We start from the raw sequence: 19325 nt of genomic DNA on the forward strand, positions 1-19325 counted from the left end.
CCGACAGAAAGGTAAGTCAATGACCAGCCCCACGCGCGGCCGCGCCCGCATCTGTTTCGCCTCGCCCTATGTGCCCGGCCTTAATGACCTTGCCATTGCCTATCTGGCGGACGAAGGGATCACCACCGTGTCCCGCGCCGATGTGTCCGGGACACTGGACAACGTCGGGCAGGGCGCGGTGACCCCCGATGCCGTGTTTGATCTTGGCAAACGCGCCGACAGCCCGCAGGCACAGGCGGTGCTGCTGTCTTGTACCGATATGCGCAGCGTCGAAGTGATAGAGTGGCTGGAACAGGCCCTTGGCAAGCCCGTCGTCACCCCTAATCAGGCGCTCATGTTCCAGGCCTTTCAGTTTCTGAAAATCTCTCCCACCGTAACCAGCTTAGGCCAGCTTTTCGAAAGGCTCCCCCGATGATCCACCAACCCAATGATGAGCAATTTGACGCGATTGCCGATTTTGCCCTCAACCGCGATCTTTGCGTGCCCGACGACGCCCTGCACTATACTTCAACTCTGCTGATTGACACGCTTGGCATCGCCGCCGGGGCTGTGGCGCTTGAGGTTTCGCAGATTGCCCGTGATTTTGCCGTTGATTTCCACGCCGCTGGCAGTCCTGCCAATGCCGCTACTATGTTGTTTGATGGCCGCCGCGTCAGCCTGCCGGGCGCTGCCTGGGCGTTAGCCACACAGATCGACAACCTTGACGGGCACGATGGTTTCAACCCTGTCAAAGGCCATATTGGTGTGGCCGTGGTGCCCGCCCTTTTCGCCTTTGCCGAACGTCACCCGAACCTGACCGGCCCGCAGGCGCTGACAGCGCTTGCCATGTCGTACGAGGTCTCGGCCCGTGCCGGGTTGGCGTTGCATGCCACGGTCAGCGACTACCACACATCCGGCGCATGGAACGCATTGGGTGTGGCGGCATTGGGCTGTCATCTGGAAGGCACCAGTGCTGACATCTTACGTCAGGCTATGGGCATTGCAGAGTATCATGGCCCCCGCAGCCAGATGATGCGCGAGATTGACAACCCCACCATGCTGCACGACGGTTCGGGCATGGGCGCTCTGGTCGGTTGCTCGTCGACCCTGCTGGCGATGCGTGGCTTCACCGGCGCGCCTGCGATCACCGCAGAGTCCCCCGAGACAGTGGGTTTCTGGGCCGATCTGGGCCAGACATGGACAGTGGCGCAGAACTATATCAAGCCCTATCCGATCTGTCGTTGGGCCCATGCTCCGATTGACTGCGTGCGCAAGCTGATGCTTGAAAATGGCATCACTGCCGAAAATGTTGTGTCGATCCATGTGCGAACTTTCACCGAATCTTCTCGCCTCTTTGCCGGTGTTCCCGAAAGTACCTCGCAGGCGCAATATTCACTCCATTATGCGGTGGCGACCCAGCTTGTTCATGGTCGCATCGGACCTGAACATATCTCGGGCGATGGGTTGTACGATGCCCGAGTGGCCGCAATCGTACCCAAGATCACTGTCAGCGAAGAGACGCGCCATTGCGCCCGCTTCCCTTCGGGTCGTTGGTCGGATATCGACGTTACGCTGAGCGATGGCCAGGTTCTGCACTCTGGCGATATCAACGCCCGTGGCGGATTTCAGGAACCGTTGACCGATGCCGAAGTAGTGGAAAAGCTCCACTTCATGGCGGGTGGCGCATTGCCCGGCGAACGCATCAACGCCATCTGGGCGATGCGTGACGCCCTGCTTGACCCCGGCACCCGCTTCGCCGATCTTGCAAGCCTGATCCATCCAGCGCCCGAGGCCCAATGACCCGCATTCTGATCCACAATAGTCAGACCGATGAACTGGTCGCGCGCCTGTCCGAAGTCGCACCCGAGGTCGAGATTGCCACCTGCAACAGCTACGATAGCCTGTCTGCTCTGCTGGCCGACTTCAGACCAGACATCGCCTATTCAATCTGTTTCAAGGGCCGTGCTGGTTTCCCAAGTGAGGCTTTGCTGGGCCCCGACGGGCCGAAATGGATTTCGGTGGGTGGCTCTGGCATTGACCATCTGGCGACATGGGATGTCGACAAGGTGACAGTCACCAATTCCGCGGGGGTCGCAGCCCCGATGATGGCTGAATATGTCTTTGGGGCGATTTTGCATTTCACCCTGGATGTTCCTGGTCTTGCCGTCGATCAGGCCGAGCGGGAGTGGCGCAGCGCACGCCTTATGACGCCAATGAAGGGCAAGACCATGCTGATCGTCGGCCTTGGCCACACCGGGCAGGCGGTTGCAGCCCGTGCCAAGGCATTTGGCCTGCATGTGATTGGTACCCGCGCCCGGCCGCAACCTATGGATAACGTCGACGAGGTGCACGCCTCATCCGACTTGCATGACCTGTTGCACCGGGCCGATTTCGTCGTCCTGTCGCTGCCGCTTTTGCCTACCACCCACCACCTGATCAACGCGCGATCCTTCGCCGCGATGAAACCCTCGGCGATCCTCGTTGATGTCTCTCGTGGTGGTGTTCTGGATGATGCGGCGCTGATCAATGCCATGCGCGCCGGTGCCATCGCAGGTGCGGCGCTGGATGTATTTGAAACCGAACCACTGCCGTTTGACAGCCTGCTTTGGGGATTGAACAACGTGATCATCTCGCCGCATTGCTCGGCGGTTTACGCCGAATGGGCCATGCAGTCATTCGAGTTGTTTCTCGAAAACCTTGCCCGCTGGCAGGCGGGCTCGCCACTGAAGAATATTGTCAGCCCCGCTCGCGGCTACTGACGCAAGGCAATAAAGGCCAATCCGATGACAGACGATAGGTTTCGCGGGGTTATTACCCCCATCCTCACGCCCTACAACGACGACGCCAGTATCTCGAAGGAACTTTACCTGTATCATGCTGCAAGCTGCCTGGCAGGCGGCGCGCACTACCTGTCGCCGTTTGGTACCACGGGCGAGGCGTTGTCGAATTCCATACGTGAGCGGATGGAAGCGCTTGAGGCGCTGATAGATTCGGGCTCGGCCCGTCCCGATCAACTGATGCCAGGTACCGGACTTTGTTCGCTTGAGGATACCTTGACCCTTTGCCGCCACGCCGTGGAAATGGGCTGCGCCGCGGTCATGACACTGCCACCGTTCTTTTATGTCACCGCTGGCGACGATGGCATGTACCGTTACTTCAGTCAGTTGATCGAAGGCGTCGGCTCGGGCGCGCTGAAAATCTGTCTCTACAATATCCCGCAAAACACCGGCATCGGGATTTCACCGGCGCTTGCGGGCCGGCTGAACAAAGCATTTCCCGACACTGTCGTGGCCTATAAGGATAGTTCGGGAAATTGGGGCAACACCCAGGCTGTGATTGAAGCGGCCCCCGGCATTTCCGTCTTTCCTGGCTCGGAAAGTTTCATGTTGCAGGCGATGAAACTGGGCGGTGGCGGGTGTATTTCGGCCAGTTGCAATTCAAACGTTACAGCGATCCGCAAGATGTACGATCTGGCCGCCGCCGGTAATTGGGACGCCGCCGAAGCCGCATTGGCACCGATCAATGCCCACCGGCAGGCAATCCAGGCCGGTGGGTTGATCCCGGCACTGAAATCACTGAAGGCGCATCAATCAGGTGACCACCGCTGGCTCAATCTGCGTGCCCCGCTGGACAACGCTGATCCGGACGCTTACGCGCCGCTGACGGCTACCTTGCCCGCCGCCTGAACCGCAATTGCAAAGCCTGTGGTTTCGCGGCAGTCTGGCAGCAGACGCAACCCGGAAAAGGCATGCCTATGGCCAGGGTCCTATATGAGAAACCGGCCGTATCATCCGCAACCGACCCGCGGTGGCGAAACGTAGCAACGACACTTTTGAGCGGACCACAAACCGCTTCGGCAACGGCTGGCTCATGGATCTGAGGCGTAAAACCACTGTCATCACCGGCGCCGCCAGCGGTATTGGCGCAGCCCTAGCCCGCCATTTTGCCGCTGCGGGTGCCCGTGTAGTTGTGGCTGATATCGACGGCGACGGTGCCATTTCAATCGCCGATGAGATCGGCGGGCTGGCCGTGCGCTGTAACGTCACGCTTGAATCCGACATTCAGGCACTTGTCAGAACGACTGAAGCCCATTTCGGACCTATCGACCTTTTCTGCTCCAATGCGGGTCTGGCGCGGGGCGAAGGCGCGCATGCCGCCTCGGCCCCCGATGATGTCTGGCAGGCATGTTGGCAGGTGCATGTAATGGCACATGTCTATGCCGCTCGTGCTGTCCTGCCGGGGATGATTGACCGCGGGCAGGGGTATCTCTTGCAAATGGCTTCGGCTGCGGGCCTGCTTAATCAGATTGGTGATGCCGCCTATTCTGCGACCAAACATGCTGCCGTCAGCTTTGCTGAATCCCTTGCCATCAGCCATGGCGATCAGGGCATCCGTATCTCTGTCATCTGCCCGAAATATGTGGCCACGCCCCTGCTGGGCTACGACGACCCGGAGACCGCCGCTGACCTGCCTGGTGTGCTGACACCTGACGCGCTGGCCCAAACCGTTGTCGAAGGGGTCAGGCGTGAAAGCTTCCTGATCCTGCCCCATCCGCAGGTCGCTGCATACATCCGTTTCAAATCTGCCGATTACGACAAATGGCTTGCTTCCATGCAGCAGTTACGCGCCCGGTTGATCGATCAAACCGGCGGGACAGACCTGCGCGTCATGCACAAGCTTGTCTGACGCAGAGCTGATGAAACTTCTGATCTTCTGTCACAAACCATGTGGCTATCTCGTCATGTTTGGAAAAGGAGACCAAACATGACCAAGACGATCCTTCTGGGCCTTTGCGCCTGGTTTATCTTTGTGGCGGCTTATCTGCTGCTTGCCCCGCATTCCTTTTACGAAAACATTCCCGGTGTATCCGATAGCGGTCCTTACAACAGTCACTTCATGCGCGATGTCGGGTTTGCCTTTCTGGCAAGTGGCGCGGCAATTGGATTCGGTGCACTCAAAGGCGACCGCAGGCTGGTGCTGTTTGGCGCGGCCTACCCGGTGCTGCATGGCGGCTTTCATGTAATGCATTGGTTGGAGGGCGGGGTTCCGTTTTCGCTGCCCGCCATGGCCGAACTCTTTCCCACCGCCGGCCTTGCCATCCTGACTCTTCTGCTGGCGCTGCGCGTCAAAGGGGGTGCCGCATGATCAAGGCTCTGTTGCACCGCATGTTACGAAAGTTTGAATCCGATTTTGATTATGACGCCAGCTATATGCACGAGGTTACCGATGCCTGGCCAGGGGGTAGCCTGCGCTATCTGGGCCTGTCAATCTTTAGTCAGACGCGCGGCCCGGAAGCGGAAATCTGGGCGGGCGCGGTCATTGCCTCGACGCTTGAGGGCGATTGCGGCCCCTGCGCCCAACTGGTGGTAAACATGGCGGTCAAAGCGGGGGTCGACCCTGATCAGATCGCCGCCTGCCTGCGCCGCGATTTTGAGCGCGCCGGTGCGGTCGGTCTCGCCTTCCGCTTTGCCGAGGCCGCAATTCATGACAGGCCCGAGGTGGATACCCTTCGCGTTGCGATTTTTCACGCTTATGGGCAAAAAGCAGTGATTGCCGCCTCTTATGCCGCCGCTTCGGGTCGGGTGTATCCGGTTCTCAAACGCGGGCTTGGTCATGGGCAGGCCTGCCAGCAGATCAGACTGGGCGATACTGACCATACTGTTGTAAGGCTGACTGCATGAAAGTTGATGCGGTCGATATTTTCCAATCCGAACGCCAGCGCCTGATCGCGCTGGCTTACCGGATGCTCGGTGAACGTTCGGCGGCCGAAGATGTGGTGCAGGAGGTCTGGCTGCGTTGGTCTGGTGCTGCCGCTCAGGGCATCGACAACCCTTCGGGCTGGCTGCACCGCGTCACGACGCGGTTGGCCATCGACGCCCTGCGTTCCGCCCGACACCGGCGCGAGGTCTATGTCGGTCCGTGGTTGCCCGAGCCACTTTTGTCCGACAATCAGGCCAGCCCCGAAGACAGTTTTGCCCTCGCACAGGAATGCCAATTGGCCCTGCTCTGGGCGATGGAACGCCTGACACCCGAAGAGCGTGCTGCGTTTATCCTGCGGCAGGTTTTCGATACCGAGTACTCCGAACTTGCCGATATTCTGGATAAAACCGAGTCCGCCTGCCGACAGCTGGTCAGCCGCGCAGCAAAGCAGGTCAGATCAGCCCGCCCCCGGTTTGATCCTGACCCCAACGAGACTTTGATCATGCTTACCCGCTTTGCTCAGGCCACTGCAGCACAGGACCATAAGACAGTGCTGGCTTTGCTGGCGCCGGATGTTGTGGCCATCAGTGATGGCGGCGGCAAGGTCCGCGCGGCATTCCGGCCGTTGAATGGCGCCCAGGAGGTGGCCCAGGTTCTGCTTTCGATCGCTGCAGGCAAGTCTGATTTGTCCGGGTTGCGGGTTGTTTCAGTTAACGGCGCCCCTGCAATCGCGATCCTGAGTGGTGGCGAAGACGATATGTTATGCACTGTTGCAACCAACGATCAGGGCCAGATTGACTGGATCTACATCCTGCGCAACCCGGACAAACTGCCGATGCATTGACCCGCCGGTTTAAGGCAGGCCCACGCATACCCTGGTATCTGTTGTAAAGCCGCTGAAAGGGGGTGGTTCGAATCTGAAATGCGAGCGGAATGCAATGGGTCAGCGCCCCGCCGATGCCCGCTCCAGTGCAGGATAGCGCAGGCCCAAAGTGATCCCTCTTGTGACGAAACTAATCAGCAGCGACAGCCACAGTCCATGATTGCCGAATGCAGGCACCAATGCCATGACCGACACCACGTAAACAGCCAGGCTTATCGCCATCATGTTTCGCATGTCCTTGGACCGCGTCGCACCAATGAAAATGCCATCAAACATCCAGGCAGCTGCCCCTGCGAGAGGGGCCAGAACCATGTAAATCAGGTAGGTACGTGCCACCTGCTGCACCTCAGGTGCCTTGGCCATCAGATCAATGATCGTGCCGCCAAGCAACGCGAAAAGCGCGGCCAGCACCACCACTGTCACCCCTGCCCATTGGCTTGTCATGATCGCCACACGCCGCAGTCTTGGCCTGTCGCGCGCACCCATTGCTTGCCCGATCAGCGCTTCGGCGGCCAAAGCAAAGCCATCCATCGCATAGGCTGTGATATGTAGAAATTGCATCAGCACCTGATTGGCTGCCAGCGTGACATCGCCAAAATCACTGCCCAGAAACAGAAAGGAGACAAAAATAGCTTCTAACATCAGTGTTCTGAGCAGGATATCGCTATTGACTGAAATAATCAGCTTTAGCCTTTTGCGCTCAAGTATCCGGGCCCAGTCCCGCCATGCGGGCTGCCGAAAGGCATCGCGGCACAGCCAGAACCCCAACCCCAATCCGACCCATTCGGCGATAAAAGTGGCCCAGGCAACGCCCTCGACTCCCCAGTCCAGTCCCAGTACAAACCACAGATCCAGAACGATGTTCACACTGTTTGTCACCACCTGAATGGCCAGCACGGCCCGCGTGCGCTCTAGTGCAATCAACCAGCCAGCAACTCCATAAAAGGTGATGATCGCAGGGGCGCTCCAGACCCTGATCCGCATATAGTCCTGCGCGAGGGATTCGACTTCGGAACTGGCAGGCGCAATCTGAAAAGCGGCCCAGAAAACGGGGATTTGCAAGAATATCACGGCCAGTCCGGCGGCAAATCCGATCATCAGCGCCCGGGTCAGCATTGCCGCCACTTCGCCGGTTTGTCCGGCACCATGGGCCTGGCTGGTCAGTCCGCTGGTGCCCATGCGCAGAAACCCGAAAATCCAGTAGATTGAGGTCAGGATAATCGCGCCAATTCCCACCGCACCAATTGGTGCAGCCAGTCCCAATTGCCCGATTACGCCGGTATCCACGGCACCAAGGATCGGCACGGTGGCGTTGGACAAAACGATGGGAACGGCGATATTCAGAACCCGACGATGGGTAATCGCCTGCGACGCCTCAGCCATCCTTTCGCGGCATCAGGAAATGCCCGGTTGCCTGCGCAAAGGGCCGCAGGCGGTTGTCCTGCCAGGCCTCGACATGAACACTGGCATAGCGCCGCCCCGACCGGTTTACCTGCGCCCGTGCATAGGCATCGCGCGGCAGACCCGAGCGCAGGTAATCCACAGTAAAGTCGATGGTTTTCGGCAGTCGCGGTAATTTCCCGGCGGCCAGTACGCCGGCATCCAGCGCGCCGCTTTCAATCTCTTCCCACAGCGTGGACCAGCTTAACCCTATGATTGCTGTGACCTCAAGAAAGGCCGCCGTTGCCCCGCCGTGTAGGGCGGGCAGAATCGGATTGCCAATCAGCGTTTCCTTGAACGGCATGATCGCAGTCAGTTCATCGCCACGCCGGTCAAACTCGATCCCCAGAAACTGGATATAGGGCACGCCATGCACCAGCGCATGCAATGCCGCATCACGTCGTTGTTTGACAACCTGTACGGGTTCTGGACGAGGCCGGGCCATCATTTACCCTCCACTGTGAATGTGCCTGTGGCTGTGGCAACTGGGCGCGTTTCGTCTTCGTCCATGGCCAGCGCCCGCACAAACGCCACCGATCGGGTAATGTGATAGCACTCTGCCCGTGCCTTGATGGGCTGTCCCGGTGTCGCCGGGCGCATATAGTCAATTCGTAAATCAATTGTGGCCGTGCCTCCGGTAGCGGCTGGATGGCTCATTGCGGCAGCCCCGCAACATGTGTCCATCAAGGCCGACACCGCCCCGCCATGGATCACGCCCGTTTCGGGATCGCCGACAAAACGTTCATCATAATCCATCGCGATCTCGGCCTTGCCGTCACCCATTTTGGTCAGGTTCATCCCCAGTGCACAAGCGTGCGGCAGGGCCGACATGAATTGTTGCGCAAATTTGGTCTTGTCCACGCTCATTGGTGCCTCGCGGTTTGGGTGCGCCCTTTATGGGCCTTAATTCGCAACTCCTGCAAGAGCACCTGTTGCTCTTGGCGGCGGATGAATTTATCCTTCTCATCAGGGAATTTATGCTGATGTCTGAAAAACGCCTGTCCTTCAAGGAAATGTGCGCGAAATACGATGTAACACCGCGTACATTGCGCTATTATGAGTATATCGAGTTGCTGCACCCCACGCGTGAGGGGCGTGCCCGGTTCTATGGCGCCCGAGAATGCGCCCGGATGACGCTGATCCTGCGAGGCCGAAAGTTCGGGTTCTCGCTGGAAGACATCCGTCAGTGGCTTCAGATGTACGAACACGAAGGCACTGATGCTCAGATGCGCGACTGGATTGAAAAAGCCGACAGGCAACTGGCCGAACTTGCAGAACAGCGCTCCCAACTGGACGACGCCATGCAAGAGCTCAAAGCGTTGCGCGACGAAACAGCCGGATCGCTTTCCAAGGCCTGATCAGCTTTTGGTCACTTAATAAAATTTCTTTCGACGTGGGGTTACGTTGCTTGATCTTGCGTCAACTTCAAAGTGACGTGACGTACCGCTTACGTCAACGCATCTTATTGTTGTATCAAATCCCGAGAAGACCCAGATGCACGGTATCAATCGTGTATGAGTAGGCAAACCGATGACCAATGAAACGATGACAATCCGAGAGATGTGCGATGCATTCGACGTAACGCCCCGGACACTGCGGTTTTACGAATCAAAAGAACTTCTTTTTCCCGAACGCGTTGGCCAGAAGCGGCTTTTCACCAAGCGTGATCGCGCGCGGCTCAAGCTGATCCTGCGCGGCAAGCGTTTCGGCTTCAGCCTTGAAGAGATCCGGCAGTTGCTGAACCTTTATGATCACGGCGATCAGCAATTCACCCAGATCAGCCGCACAATCGACATCGCCCGTGAGCGTCTGGCCGATATGGAACAGGAACGAGTCGAACTGACGGCTGCCATTGATGAATTACGTGACCAGATGAAGTGGGGGGAAAAGATGATCGCCTCGCTGAAACACTCAAAAAAAGCTGCTGAATAAAACATTGCGGCCGGGAATATCCGCTTAAGGGAGAGAGCCAGATGCCAAGCTATACCGCCCCCACGAAAGACCTCCAATTCGTGCTGCACGACGTACTGAATGTTAGCCAGTCTGACACCCCCGGCTATGCCGAGCTTGACGCCGATTTCACCAGTGCTGTTCTGGAAGAAGCGGGCAAACTGGCCTCCGAAGTGTTGTCACCCCTGAATACCGTAGGAGACACCGAAGGCTGCGTTCTGGAAAACGGTGTCGTCCGGACCCCGACCGGTTTCAAGGCGGCGTTCGATCAGGTTCGCGAAGGCGGCTGGACAGCGCTTGACCTTCCCGAAGAATTTGGCGGGCAACATATGCCCTATGTTCTAGGCACTGCGGTGGGCGAGATGTTCTCGGGCGCGAACCAGGCGTTCACCATGTATCAGGGTCTGACTCACGGCGCGGCCTCGGCCATTCTGGTGCATGGGACAGACGATCAGAAAGCAACCTATCTGCCCAAAATGGCATCCTGCGACTGGACTGGCACCATGAACCTGACAGAGCCGCATTGCGGAACCGATCTGGGCCTCATGCGTACCAAGGCCGAACCGCAGGACGATGGCAGTTACAAGGTGACCGGCCAAAAGATTTTCATTTCGGCCGGTGAACATGACATGGCCGATAACATCATCCATCTGGTGCTGGCCAAAATCCCCGGCGGCCCCGAGGGCATCAAAGGTGTGTCGCTGTTCATCGTGCCCAAATTCATCGTCAAGCAAGACGGATCACTGGGGGACCGCAATGGTGTTTCCTGTGGCAAGATCGAAGAGAAAATGGGTATTCACGGCAATTCGACCTGCGTGATGAACTATGACGGCGCCACCGGCTGGCTTTTGGGCGAGGAACACAAAGGCATGCGCGCCATGTTCACTATGATGAACGAGGCGCGGATCGGTGTGGGCATGCAGGGTTTGGCGCAAGCTGAAGTGGCCTATCAGAATGCCGTGGCCTATGCCAAGGATCGCTTGCAGGGCCGTGCCGTGACAGGTGACGAAAACCCCGATGGCCCGGCTGATCCGCTGATCGTACACCCCGACATCCGCCGCTCTCTTATGGATCAGAAATCCTTCATCGAGGGTGCGCGCACTTTCCTGCTATGGGGCGCTCAGTTGATTGACCAGTCACACCGCGGCGGGGATGAGGCTGCCGAAGGGCTGGTGTCGCTGATGACCCCAGTGATCAAAGGCTTCCTGACCGACGAAGGCTACGACATGACCGTAAAGGCCCAGCAGGTGTATGGCGGCCACGGCTATATTGAGGAATGGGGCATGTCCCAATTCACCCGCGACGCCCGTATCGCCATGATCTACGAAGGCGCCAATGGCGTTCAGGCACTTGACCTGGTGGGTAGAAAACTGGCGCAGGATGGTGGCAAGCATGTAATGGCCTTCTTTGACTTGGTGAAAACCTTCATCAAGGACAGTGGCGACAACGACGCGCTTAAGGCCGACTTTCTGGAGCCTCTGAAAGCGGCCTCAAAGGATCTGCAGTCGGCAGGCATGTTCTTTATGCAGAACGGCATGAAAAACCCTAACGCAGCGCTGGCGGGATCGAATGATTTCATGCACCTTTTCGGCCATGTCTGCCTTGGCCTTATGTGGGCGCGCTCGGCCAAGGCCGCACAGGCCGCTCTCGATGGTGGGACATCGGACAAAGCGTTTTATGAAACCAAACTGGCCACCGGGCGTTACTACATGAAACGCCGTCTGCCCGCGACCGCGATGCATCTGGCGCGCATTGAAACCGGTGCCGATCCGGTGATGGCGCTGAAGGCTGATCAGTTTTAATGCATCGTGGTTCAAACTCCACCCTTTGAGGAAAGACAGATATGCCCAAACGCTTTCGCCTGACCCGCCGCTTCAACGCCGCTATGACCGAAGACGGGTATCGTCGTCTTCGAAAATTCGCAGCCGAGGCCGGGCTGGACGAAGGTGAGGCACTGTCCTTCCTTTTTGAGAACTTCGACAGCGTGATCAACGAAGACACATTTGGCCACAGGCTGCGGATTTTCAATTCCGAGCTGGAAGCCCGCAAAAAGTAACGGGAGCGATCCGATGACATCCACCTGGATGACAGATGAACACGCAATGCTGGCCGACATGACCCGTTCGTTCATCGAAACTGAATGGGCACCGCATTTCGAACGCTGGCGCAAAGCTGGCCAGATGGACCGCGAGACCTGGCAGCAGGCCGGCGAACTTGGCCTGCTCTGCCCGTCGATCCCCGAGGAATACGGCGGCGCTGGCGGTGATTTCGGCCACGAGGCGGTGATATGCATTGAGCAATCGCGCGCCAATCTCGCAAGTTGGGGCAACCCGATCCACTCCGGCATCGTTGCTCATTACATTCTCGCCTATGGCTCTGAAGAGCAGAAAAAGCGTTGGTTGCCCAAGATGGTCTCGGGCGAAATGGTGGGCGCCCTGGCGATGACAGAACCCGCCGCCGGATCGGATGTGCAGGGCATCAAGACAAAGGCCGTGCGCGACGGCAATGCCTATCGCCTGTCGGGGCAGAAGACCTTTATCACCAACGGCCAGCATGCCGGCCTGATCATCGTCGCCGCAAAAACCGACCCCAAGGCAGGCGCCAAAGGAACGTCGCTGATAGTGGTCGAAACCGACGGTGCAACCGGATTCAGCCGCGGTCGGAACCTTGACAAAGTCGGCCTGCACGCGGCGGACACCTCCGAGCTTTTCTTTGATAATGTCGAAATCTCACCTGAAAACATCCTTGGCGGTGAAGAGGGCCGTGGTTTTTACCAGATGATGCAACAGCTGCCACAGGAACGCCTGATCATCGCTTGCGGCGCGCAGGGTGCCATGGAAGGTGCGGTGGAACGCACGATTAACTATTGCCAGACACGCGAAGCATTTGGCGGCACCCTGATGCAATTCCAGAACACCCGCTTCAAACTGGCTGAATGCCAAACCCGCACACGCGTCGCTCGCGCCTTTTTTGATGAATGTATGGCCGAACACATGCGCGGTGAGTTGACCGTCGAAAAGGCTGCCATGGCCAAATACTGGATGACCGATACCCAATGCGAGGTGTTGGACGAATGCGTGCAGCTGCATGGCGGCTATGGTTTCATGCAGGAATATGCGGTCGTGGAAATGTGGGCTGACGCGCGGGTACAGCGGATCTACGGTGGCACCAACGAAATCATGAAAGAACTGATTGCGAGGTCGCTATGACCACTCAGCCGCTTTCGCGAATTGCAGAGGTCGGATGCCTCCGGCGGGAGTATTTTTGCCAAGAAGAAGATCAAGGTCCACTCCGCCATCCGGCCCGACCATCACATGGAACGCAGGCGGGACGGCGAAGCTTCTCCTTGGGCGGCCATCGGCTCTCCAGCCTGTACCGTGCCCCCTATCAAAGCGCGTTAACGTTAATTCTGCGTAAAGGCGGTCCTGTTTCTTCTTGGCAAAAATACTCAATATCCACAAAGCCCACGGGCGCGACAACAGGAGCGGGAAAGTGACGGTCAAACTTTATTGTATGGGCGAAAGCGGCAACGCCTATAAGGCCGCTCTGGCGCTGGAACTCAGCGGGCTGGCCTGGGAGCCGATCTATGTGGATTTCTTCGGCGGCGAGACGAGGACCCCCGAATTTCGCAAGATCAACGTCATGGGTGAGGTGCCGGTGCTGGTGGACGGTGATATCACGCTGACCCAATCCGGCGTAATGCAGATGTACATCACCGAGCAAACCGGCAAGTTCGGCGGCAATACCCCCGAAGAGCGGCGCGAAGTCATGCGGTGGGTTTTCTGGGACAATCACAAACTCAGCAGTCAGGCGGGTATGACCCGTTTTCTGATGAATTTCCTGGCGCCAGATAAACGCCCTGCCGAGGTGATTGCCTTTACTCAGGGCCGTCTCAGGGCCGCCTACAACTCGCTCAACGACCAACTTGAGGGGCGCGACTGGATCGTCGGCGAAGCGATCACCAATTCCGATATCTCCTGCTGCGGGTACCTGTTTTATCCCGAACCTTTCGGCTTTGATCGTGCTGAGTGGCCCAATATCGACCGGTGGCTGGCGAACATCGAAAATACCCCCGGCTGGAAACACCCCTATGACCTGATGCCCGGCAGCCCCGCTGACCGCACCTGACCAAGGAGAACCCAAATGACCGAAGCCTATATCTATGACGCCGTGCGTACCCCGCGCGGCAAGGGCCGCAAGGATGGCAGCCTGCACGAGGTGACATCCGTGCGCCTGTCCGCGCAGGTGCTGAATGCCCTGAAAGATCGAAACGGCCTTGATGGCCACGCGGTAGAAGACGTTATCTGGGGCAACGTGACCCAGGTGATGGAGCAGGGCGGCTGCCTTGCGCGCACCGCCGTGCTGGCCTCGGATCTGGATGAATCGATCCCCGGTCTGGCCATCAACCGTTTCTGCGCAAGCGGCATGGAAGCCGTCAATTTGGCCGCCAATCAGGTCAAGGGCGGCGCCGGTGAGGCCTATATCGCAGGTGGTGTCGAGATGATGGGGCGTGTTGCCATGGGCAGCGATGGCGCTGCTATTGCCGTGGACCCCAGCGTCGCGATGGAAACCTATTTCGTCCCCCAAGGCATCAGCGCCGATATCATCGCCACCGAATATGGCTTTAGCCGCGATGACGCCGACAGCCTGGCGATGGAATCGCAAAAACGTGCGGCTGCGGCCTGGAAAGATAAACGGTTTGCCAGGTCGATCATCGAGGTGCAGGATCAAAACGGCCTGACCATTCTGGATCATGACGAATACATGCGCCCCGGCACCGATATGCAGACGCTTGGCGCGCTGAACCCTGCCTTTCAGGCCATGGGCGAGGTGATGCCGGGCTTTGATGCCGTGGCCAAACTGAAATATCCCCATCTGGAAAAGATCAATCACATCCACCATGCGGGTAACTCATCAGGCATCGTTGATGGCTCGGCCGGGGTGCTGATCGGCAATGCGGAATTTGGCAAGAAATACGGGCTGAAACCGCGCGCACGCATCCGTCAGACCTGCAAGATCGGCACCGACCCCACAATCATGCTGACCGGTCCGGTGCCTGCGACGCAGAAAATCCTTGCGGATTCGGGCATGCAGATTGGTGACATCGACCTTTTTGAAGTGAACGAGGCATTTGCATCCGTGGTTCTGCGTTTCCAGCAGGCGTTTGATGTAGATCCCGCACTGGTCAACGTCAACGGCGGCTCAATCGCCATGGGCCACCCGCTGGGGGCCACTGGCGCGATCATCATCGGCACATTGCTGGACGAACTGGAGCGCACTGACAAAGAGGTGGGCCTTGCCACGCTGTGCATTGCTTCCGGCATGGGTGCGGCCACAATCATCGAGCGCGTGTGATGCCGAAATTGGACCTCTCCCAAATCCCTTTCAAGGGTGGTTCTACCTATCCCGGCAAACTGGCGCAGGCGATGGCCAGGCGCAGCAGTCAACGGCTGGGCGATGCTGGTGGTCTTACCCAATATGGCGTCAACATGGTGCGGCTGGAGCCCGGTGCTGCCTCATCCCTGCGGCATTACCACATGCAGCAGGACGAGTTTGTCATTGTCACCCAAGGCACCTGCACTCTGATCGACGACGATGGTGAGCATACAATGCAGCCCGGTGATTGTGCCACCTTCCCAGCAGGAGACGCCAATGGCCATCACCTTGTGAACAAATCCGATGCGCCCGCCCTGTTTCTGGTGGTGGGCACACGCACCGAAACCGAAACCGGGCATTACAGCGACCTCGACATGAAGGTGACGATGGACGCAACCGGCTTCAAATTTACCCGCAAAGACGGCAGCCCCCTGACTGCTGAGCAGATCGGAGAATAAGACATGACTGATTTTAATATGAAAACCGATGCCGATGGCGTGGCCATCATCACATGGGATACGGTCGGAAAGTCGATGAACGTGATGAATCAGCAAGGCTTCATCGACCTTGACGCTCTGATTGATCAGGCATTGGCAGATGACGCCATCAAGGGTGTGATCATCACCTCCGGCAAAGAAGGCTCGTTCGCGGGCGGTATGGATCTGAATATCATCGCCAGGATGAAGGAAAGCGCCGGTGACAACCCTGCCAAGGGCCTGTTTGAGGGGCTGATGCAGACCCACGGCATGTTGCGCAAAATCGAACGCGGCGGCATGGACGACAAGAATAAGGGCGGCAAGCCGATCGCCTGTTGCCTGCCCGGCACCGCCCTGGGTATCGGGCTGGAAATTCCGCTGGCCTGCCACCGCATCTTTGCCGCCGACAACCCAAAGGCCAAGATCGGGCTGCCCGAAATCATGGTCGGCATCTTCCCTGGCATGGGCGGTACCGCGCGCCTTTCCCGCAAGCTTGGCGCAATGGCCGCCTCTCCGCTGCTGCTCGAAGGCAAGCTGAACGACCCCAAGAAAGCCAAGGCCGCCGGTGTGGTGGATGAGGTTGTACCCGCGGATGAGCTGCTTTCCGCGGCCAAAGAATGGATCTTGTCCAAACCAAAATTCGTGAAACCCTGGGACGAAAAGGGTTACAAAATCCCCGGTGGCGCGCCCTACCATCCCGCGGGTTTCATGACCTTTGTTGGCGCCTCTGCCATGGTCCACGGCAAAACCCAGGGCGCCTTCCCGGCCGCCCAAGCACTGCTTTCAGCGGTTTACGAGGGGTTGCTGGTGCCCTTCGACACCGCGCTGAAGATCGAGGCACGCTGGTTCACCAATGTCTTGATGAATCCTTCTTCTTCGGCCATGATCCGCACCCTGTTCATCAACAAGGAAGCGCTGGAAAAAGGCGCCAATCGTCCCGATGCCCCCGACCAGACCGTCAAAAAGGTCGGCGTCATGGGGGCCGGTATGATGGGGGCCGGCATCACGCTGGTCTCGGCCATGGCGGGCATCGAGGTGGTGCTGATTGACCAGAAACAAGAAGCCGCAGATCGCGGCAAGTCCTACACCGCTGATTACATGGACAAAGGCATCAAACGCGGCAAAGGCACTGCTGAAAAGAAAGAGAAAACCCTTTCTCTTATCACTGCCACCACAGATTATTCCGCCCTCAAAGGCTGTGATCTGATCATTGAGGCCGTTTTTGAAGACCCGGCGATCAAGGCCGAAGTGACCAAAGCGGTCGAAGCAGTGGTTGGCGAGGATTGTATCTTTGCGACCAACACCTCGACCCTGCCGATCTCGGAACTGGCCAAGGCATCTGTACGACCCGAGCAGTTCATTGGCATCCATTTCTTTTCGCCCGTCGAAAAGATGCTGCTGGTGGAAATCATCAAGGGCGCCAAGACAGGCGATCGGGCTGTGGCCAAGGCGCTGGACTATGTTCGCCAGATCCGCAAGACACCGATCGTGGTCAACGACGCGCGATTCTTCTACGCCAACCGCTGCATCATCCCCTACATCAATGAAGGCATCCGCATGGTTGCCGAAGGTGTGGTCCCCGCGCTGATCGACAACGCAGCGCGTCAGCTGGGCTTCCCTGTCGGGCCATTGCAGCTGGTCGATGAAACCTCGATTGATCTGGGCGCCAAAATTGCCCGCGCCACGCGTGCCGCGATGGGTGACGATTACCCTGACGAGGCCGTGGACGAGGTGATCTTCTGGATGGAAGGTCAGGGCCGTCTGGGCCGTAAGGCCAGTGCTGGCTTCTTCGACTATGACGAAAAGGGCAAGCGCCTTGGATACTGGGAAGGCCTGAAGGCGCAATACCCCCGCGCCGACGAACAGCCCGATTTGATCACTGTGCAACATCGCCTGATGTTCGCACAGGTGCTTGAAGCGGTGCGCGCCCTGGAAGAGGGCGTTCTGGAAGACATCCGCGAAGGCGACGTCGGCGCCATCCTGGGCTGGGGCTTTGCCCCCTGGTCAGGCGGTCCGTTCAGCTGGCTGGATATCATCGGCTCGCCTTACGCTGCCGAGCGTTGCGATCAACTGGTCGAACAGTTTGGCCCGCGTTTCACCACGCCCGACCTGCTGAGCGAAATGGCCAAGAAAAACCAAAGCTTCTATGCACGCTTCGGCCTGCAGGCCGACGCTGCCTGATGGCAGTACAAAAAAGAAACCTGCGCGCCACAAACGGCGCGCGGGTTTTCTGGTAAAACACCGTAGGGACAGCGTTCCCTCATGCCTGCCCTTCAAATTCAGATCGGTACAAATCCGGACGTACTCGAACTGAATTGCTCTACCCCACCTTCGCCGATCTCATGCCATAGGCCATGCAACGTCAGCGTGCCGTCCTCGACAGCCTTGGCGACAAACGGAAATGTCATAAGATTCTCCAACGACACAACAACCGCCTCTTTCTCAAGAGAATGGCGCTGTCTGACCTCATCCTCGATATCTTTTACCCGTTCATAGCCGGGGCGCAGTATATCCATCCAGCGGCCAACAAAACTGGATTTTTCTTCCAGTTCCGGGGCTTTGCCGGTGCACATGTCCAGACAACCCTGAACGCCACCGCAATTTGAATGGCCCATGACGATTACATGCGCCACCTTCAGCGCGGTCACCGCGTATTCCACTGCGGCCGAAGTGCCGTGCTGCGCCCCGTCGGGCGAGTAGGCAGGCACCAGATTGGCGATATTCCGGTGGATAAAGAATTCGCCCTGGTCTGCGCCAAAGATCGAGGTGACATGCACCCGGCTGTCACAACACGAGATCACCATCGCGCGCGGATGCTGCCCGCCATCTGCTAAACGCCGATACCAGGCCTGATTTTCCGAATACGAAGTGGCTTTCCAGCCGTGGTAGCGCTGAACCAGATAGGTTGGCAAAGGGCGGGCGTGTTGCATGGTAAACCCCGTCATGAAAATTGCTGCACCTGCTAAATAGTCTGGATTTTAAGAGAATTCGAGAGAGAAATCATGTCACAGGCAACGATTTTGGAACTCTACCTACTGCAGGGTGCATTTCGGCCGTGGGGCGCTGATGTGTAAAAATGGGTGAGACTGTGGAACAGGTAACTTTGTTGAATCAGGATGAACGGGTTCAGTTGGATCCCGGGCGCCTTAAGGAACTCTATTTCCAACTGGGCGAGGCTGGTGCCGAAGATGTGGTATGCCGCGCACTGGAAGAGCTGGCCGCGCGCCTGTCGCATACGGAACGCTGCTATCGCGAAATGCGATTGCGGGACATGCGTAAAAGTGCCCGCAGCCTGATTGCCATCGCTGATCAGGTCGGCATGCAGATGCTGGCGCAGGTTGCCGGTGACGTGACAGCCAGTATCGACTGCGGTGACCAGACAGCACTGGCCGCCACCCTGTCGCGATTGATCAGAATCGGAGAAGGATCGCTTAGCAAAATCTGGGATTTGCAGGATCTTTCCATTTGATGGCTTGCAGGCGGCGCGAAGGCGGATAGGCTGGGGTGGATTTAAACCCAGG

22 protein-coding genes are annotated in these 19325 nt (G+C 58.1%); 18 read left to right on the plus strand and 4 right to left on the minus strand.

Going from position 1 to position 19325, the window contains the following annotated elements; genetic code table 11:
• Window positions 1-19: 19 nt before the first annotated feature.
• From PEL8287_RS11485 to sigJ, 8 genes are all read left to right on the plus strand, one after another.
• The gene (locus PEL8287_RS11485; RefSeq protein ID WP_085892532.1) at window positions 20-415 is read left to right on the plus strand and encodes an aspartate racemase/maleate isomerase family protein; all 396 of its coding nucleotides are present in this window, start codon (window positions 20-22) and stop codon (window positions 413-415) included.
• On the plus strand, window positions 412-1779 hold the full coding sequence (locus PEL8287_RS11490) for an MmgE/PrpD family protein (protein ID WP_085892533.1): 1368 nt from the start codon (window positions 412-414) through the stop codon (window positions 1777-1779). The genes PEL8287_RS11485 and PEL8287_RS11490 overlap by 4 nt, the downstream gene beginning before the upstream one ends.
• Window positions 1776-2738: a D-2-hydroxyacid dehydrogenase gene (locus tag PEL8287_RS11495; RefSeq protein ID WP_085892534.1), complete on the plus strand. Its 963-nt coding sequence runs from the start codon at window positions 1776-1778 to the stop codon at window positions 2736-2738. The genes PEL8287_RS11490 and PEL8287_RS11495 overlap by 4 nt, the downstream gene beginning before the upstream one ends.
• Before the next feature lie 24 nt (window positions 2739-2762).
• Window positions 2763-3665, plus strand: a complete 903-nt coding sequence (locus tag PEL8287_RS11500) for a dihydrodipicolinate synthase family protein (RefSeq protein ID WP_085892535.1) — start codon at window positions 2763-2765, stop codon at window positions 3663-3665.
• A gap of 184 nt (window positions 3666-3849) precedes the next feature.
• Complete coding sequence (locus PEL8287_RS11505) at window positions 3850-4665, plus strand: SDR family oxidoreductase (RefSeq protein WP_085892653.1); 816 nt, start codon at window positions 3850-3852, stop codon at window positions 4663-4665.
• 78 nt (window positions 4666-4743) lie between these two features.
• Entirely contained in the window at window positions 4744-5124 is a 381-nt protein-coding gene (locus tag PEL8287_RS11510; RefSeq protein WP_085892536.1) for a hypothetical protein, read from the plus strand.
• Window positions 5121-5660: a carboxymuconolactone decarboxylase family protein gene (locus PEL8287_RS11515; protein WP_085892537.1), complete on the plus strand. Its 540-nt coding sequence runs from the start codon at window positions 5121-5123 to the stop codon at window positions 5658-5660. The genes PEL8287_RS11510 and PEL8287_RS11515 overlap by 4 nt, the downstream gene beginning before the upstream one ends.
• Window positions 5657-6523 carry an RNA polymerase sigma factor SigJ gene (sigJ, locus tag PEL8287_RS11520; RefSeq protein WP_085892538.1) on the plus strand — a complete coding sequence of 289 codons (867 nt, stop codon included), beginning with the start codon at window positions 5657-5659 and terminating at the stop codon, window positions 6521-6523. Before PEL8287_RS11515 ends, sigJ begins: the two co-directional genes overlap by 4 nt.
• Window positions 6524-6622: 99 nt before the next feature.
• Here the strand turns inward: sigJ and PEL8287_RS11525 are convergent, their stop codons facing one another.
• The 3 genes from PEL8287_RS11525 to PEL8287_RS11535 are packed head-to-tail and all read right to left on the minus strand — an operon-like array spanning window position 6623 to window position 8869.
• A complete protein-coding gene (locus tag PEL8287_RS11525) occupies window positions 6623-7945 on the minus strand; it encodes an MATE family efflux transporter (RefSeq protein ID WP_085892539.1) in 1323 nt (440 codons plus the stop codon).
• A complete protein-coding gene (locus PEL8287_RS11530) occupies window positions 7938-8447 on the minus strand; it encodes a PaaI family thioesterase (protein ID WP_085892654.1) in 510 nt (169 codons plus the stop codon). Before PEL8287_RS11530 ends, PEL8287_RS11525 begins: the two co-directional genes overlap by 8 nt.
• Window positions 8447-8869: a PaaI family thioesterase gene (locus PEL8287_RS11535; protein ID WP_085892540.1), complete on the minus strand. Its 423-nt coding sequence runs from the start codon at window positions 8867-8869 to the stop codon at window positions 8447-8449. The genes PEL8287_RS11530 and PEL8287_RS11535 overlap by 1 nt, the downstream gene beginning before the upstream one ends.
• 116 nt (window positions 8870-8985) lie before the next feature.
• On the opposite strand from PEL8287_RS11535, the gene PEL8287_RS11540 reads away from it, so the two are divergent.
• The 9 genes from PEL8287_RS11540 (at window position 8986) to PEL8287_RS11580 (ending at window position 17985) form a co-directional block, all read left to right on the plus strand.
• A complete protein-coding gene (locus PEL8287_RS11540) occupies window positions 8986-9360 on the plus strand; it encodes a MerR family transcriptional regulator (RefSeq protein ID WP_085892655.1) in 375 nt (124 codons plus the stop codon).
• Window positions 9361-9532: 172 nt separating this feature from the next.
• Window positions 9533-9934 (plus strand): MerR family transcriptional regulator, encoded by a 402-nt coding sequence (locus PEL8287_RS11545; RefSeq protein WP_085892541.1) that lies wholly within the window; start codon window positions 9533-9535, stop codon window positions 9932-9934.
• A 41-nt stretch (window positions 9935-9975) separates the two neighbouring features.
• A complete protein-coding gene (locus PEL8287_RS11550; protein ID WP_085892542.1) occupies window positions 9976-11754 on the plus strand; it encodes an acyl-CoA dehydrogenase C-terminal domain-containing protein in 1779 nt (592 codons plus the stop codon).
• Between the two features lie 41 nt (window positions 11755-11795).
• Window positions 11796-12008 carry a hypothetical protein gene (locus tag PEL8287_RS11555; RefSeq protein WP_085892543.1) on the plus strand — a complete coding sequence of 71 codons (213 nt, stop codon included), beginning with the start codon at window positions 11796-11798 and terminating at the stop codon, window positions 12006-12008.
• Window positions 12009-12021: 13 nt separating this feature from the next.
• Window positions 12022-13161, plus strand: a complete 1140-nt coding sequence (locus PEL8287_RS11560) for an acyl-CoA dehydrogenase family protein (protein ID WP_085892544.1) — start codon at window positions 12022-12024, stop codon at window positions 13159-13161.
• 283 nt (window positions 13162-13444) lie between these two features.
• Window positions 13445-14080 (plus strand): glutathione S-transferase family protein, encoded by a 636-nt coding sequence (locus PEL8287_RS11565; RefSeq protein ID WP_085892545.1) that lies wholly within the window; start codon window positions 13445-13447, stop codon window positions 14078-14080.
• A gap of 15 nt (window positions 14081-14095) precedes the next feature.
• Window positions 14096-15307: an acetyl-CoA C-acetyltransferase gene (locus tag PEL8287_RS11570; RefSeq protein WP_085892546.1), complete on the plus strand. Its 1212-nt coding sequence runs from the start codon at window positions 14096-14098 to the stop codon at window positions 15305-15307.
• On the plus strand, window positions 15307-15786 hold the full coding sequence (locus PEL8287_RS11575) for a cupin domain-containing protein (protein ID WP_085892547.1): 480 nt from the start codon (window positions 15307-15309) through the stop codon (window positions 15784-15786). The genes PEL8287_RS11570 and PEL8287_RS11575 overlap by 1 nt, the downstream gene beginning before the upstream one ends.
• A 3-nt stretch (window positions 15787-15789) precedes the next feature.
• Entirely contained in the window at window positions 15790-17985 is a 2196-nt protein-coding gene (locus PEL8287_RS11580) for a 3-hydroxyacyl-CoA dehydrogenase NAD-binding domain-containing protein (protein ID WP_085892548.1), read from the plus strand.
• 98 nt (window positions 17986-18083) lie between these two features.
• On the opposite strand, the gene PEL8287_RS11585 is transcribed toward PEL8287_RS11580, so the two are convergent.
• Window positions 18084-18734, minus strand: coding sequence for a carbonic anhydrase (locus PEL8287_RS11585; protein WP_085892656.1), 651 nt, complete (start codon window positions 18732-18734; stop codon window positions 18084-18086).
• 146 nt (window positions 18735-18880) lie between these two features.
• Between PEL8287_RS11585 and PEL8287_RS11590 the strand changes: the two genes are divergently transcribed.
• The gene (locus PEL8287_RS11590) at window positions 18881-19273 is read left to right on the plus strand and encodes a hypothetical protein (RefSeq protein ID WP_085892549.1); all 393 of its coding nucleotides are present in this window, start codon (window positions 18881-18883) and stop codon (window positions 19271-19273) included.
• Window positions 19274-19325: the final 52 nt, after the last annotated feature.

The organism is Roseovarius litorisediminis (assembly GCF_900172295.1).
Taxonomy (GTDB): Bacteria; Pseudomonadota; Alphaproteobacteria; order Rhodobacterales; family Rhodobacteraceae; genus Roseovarius; species Roseovarius litorisediminis.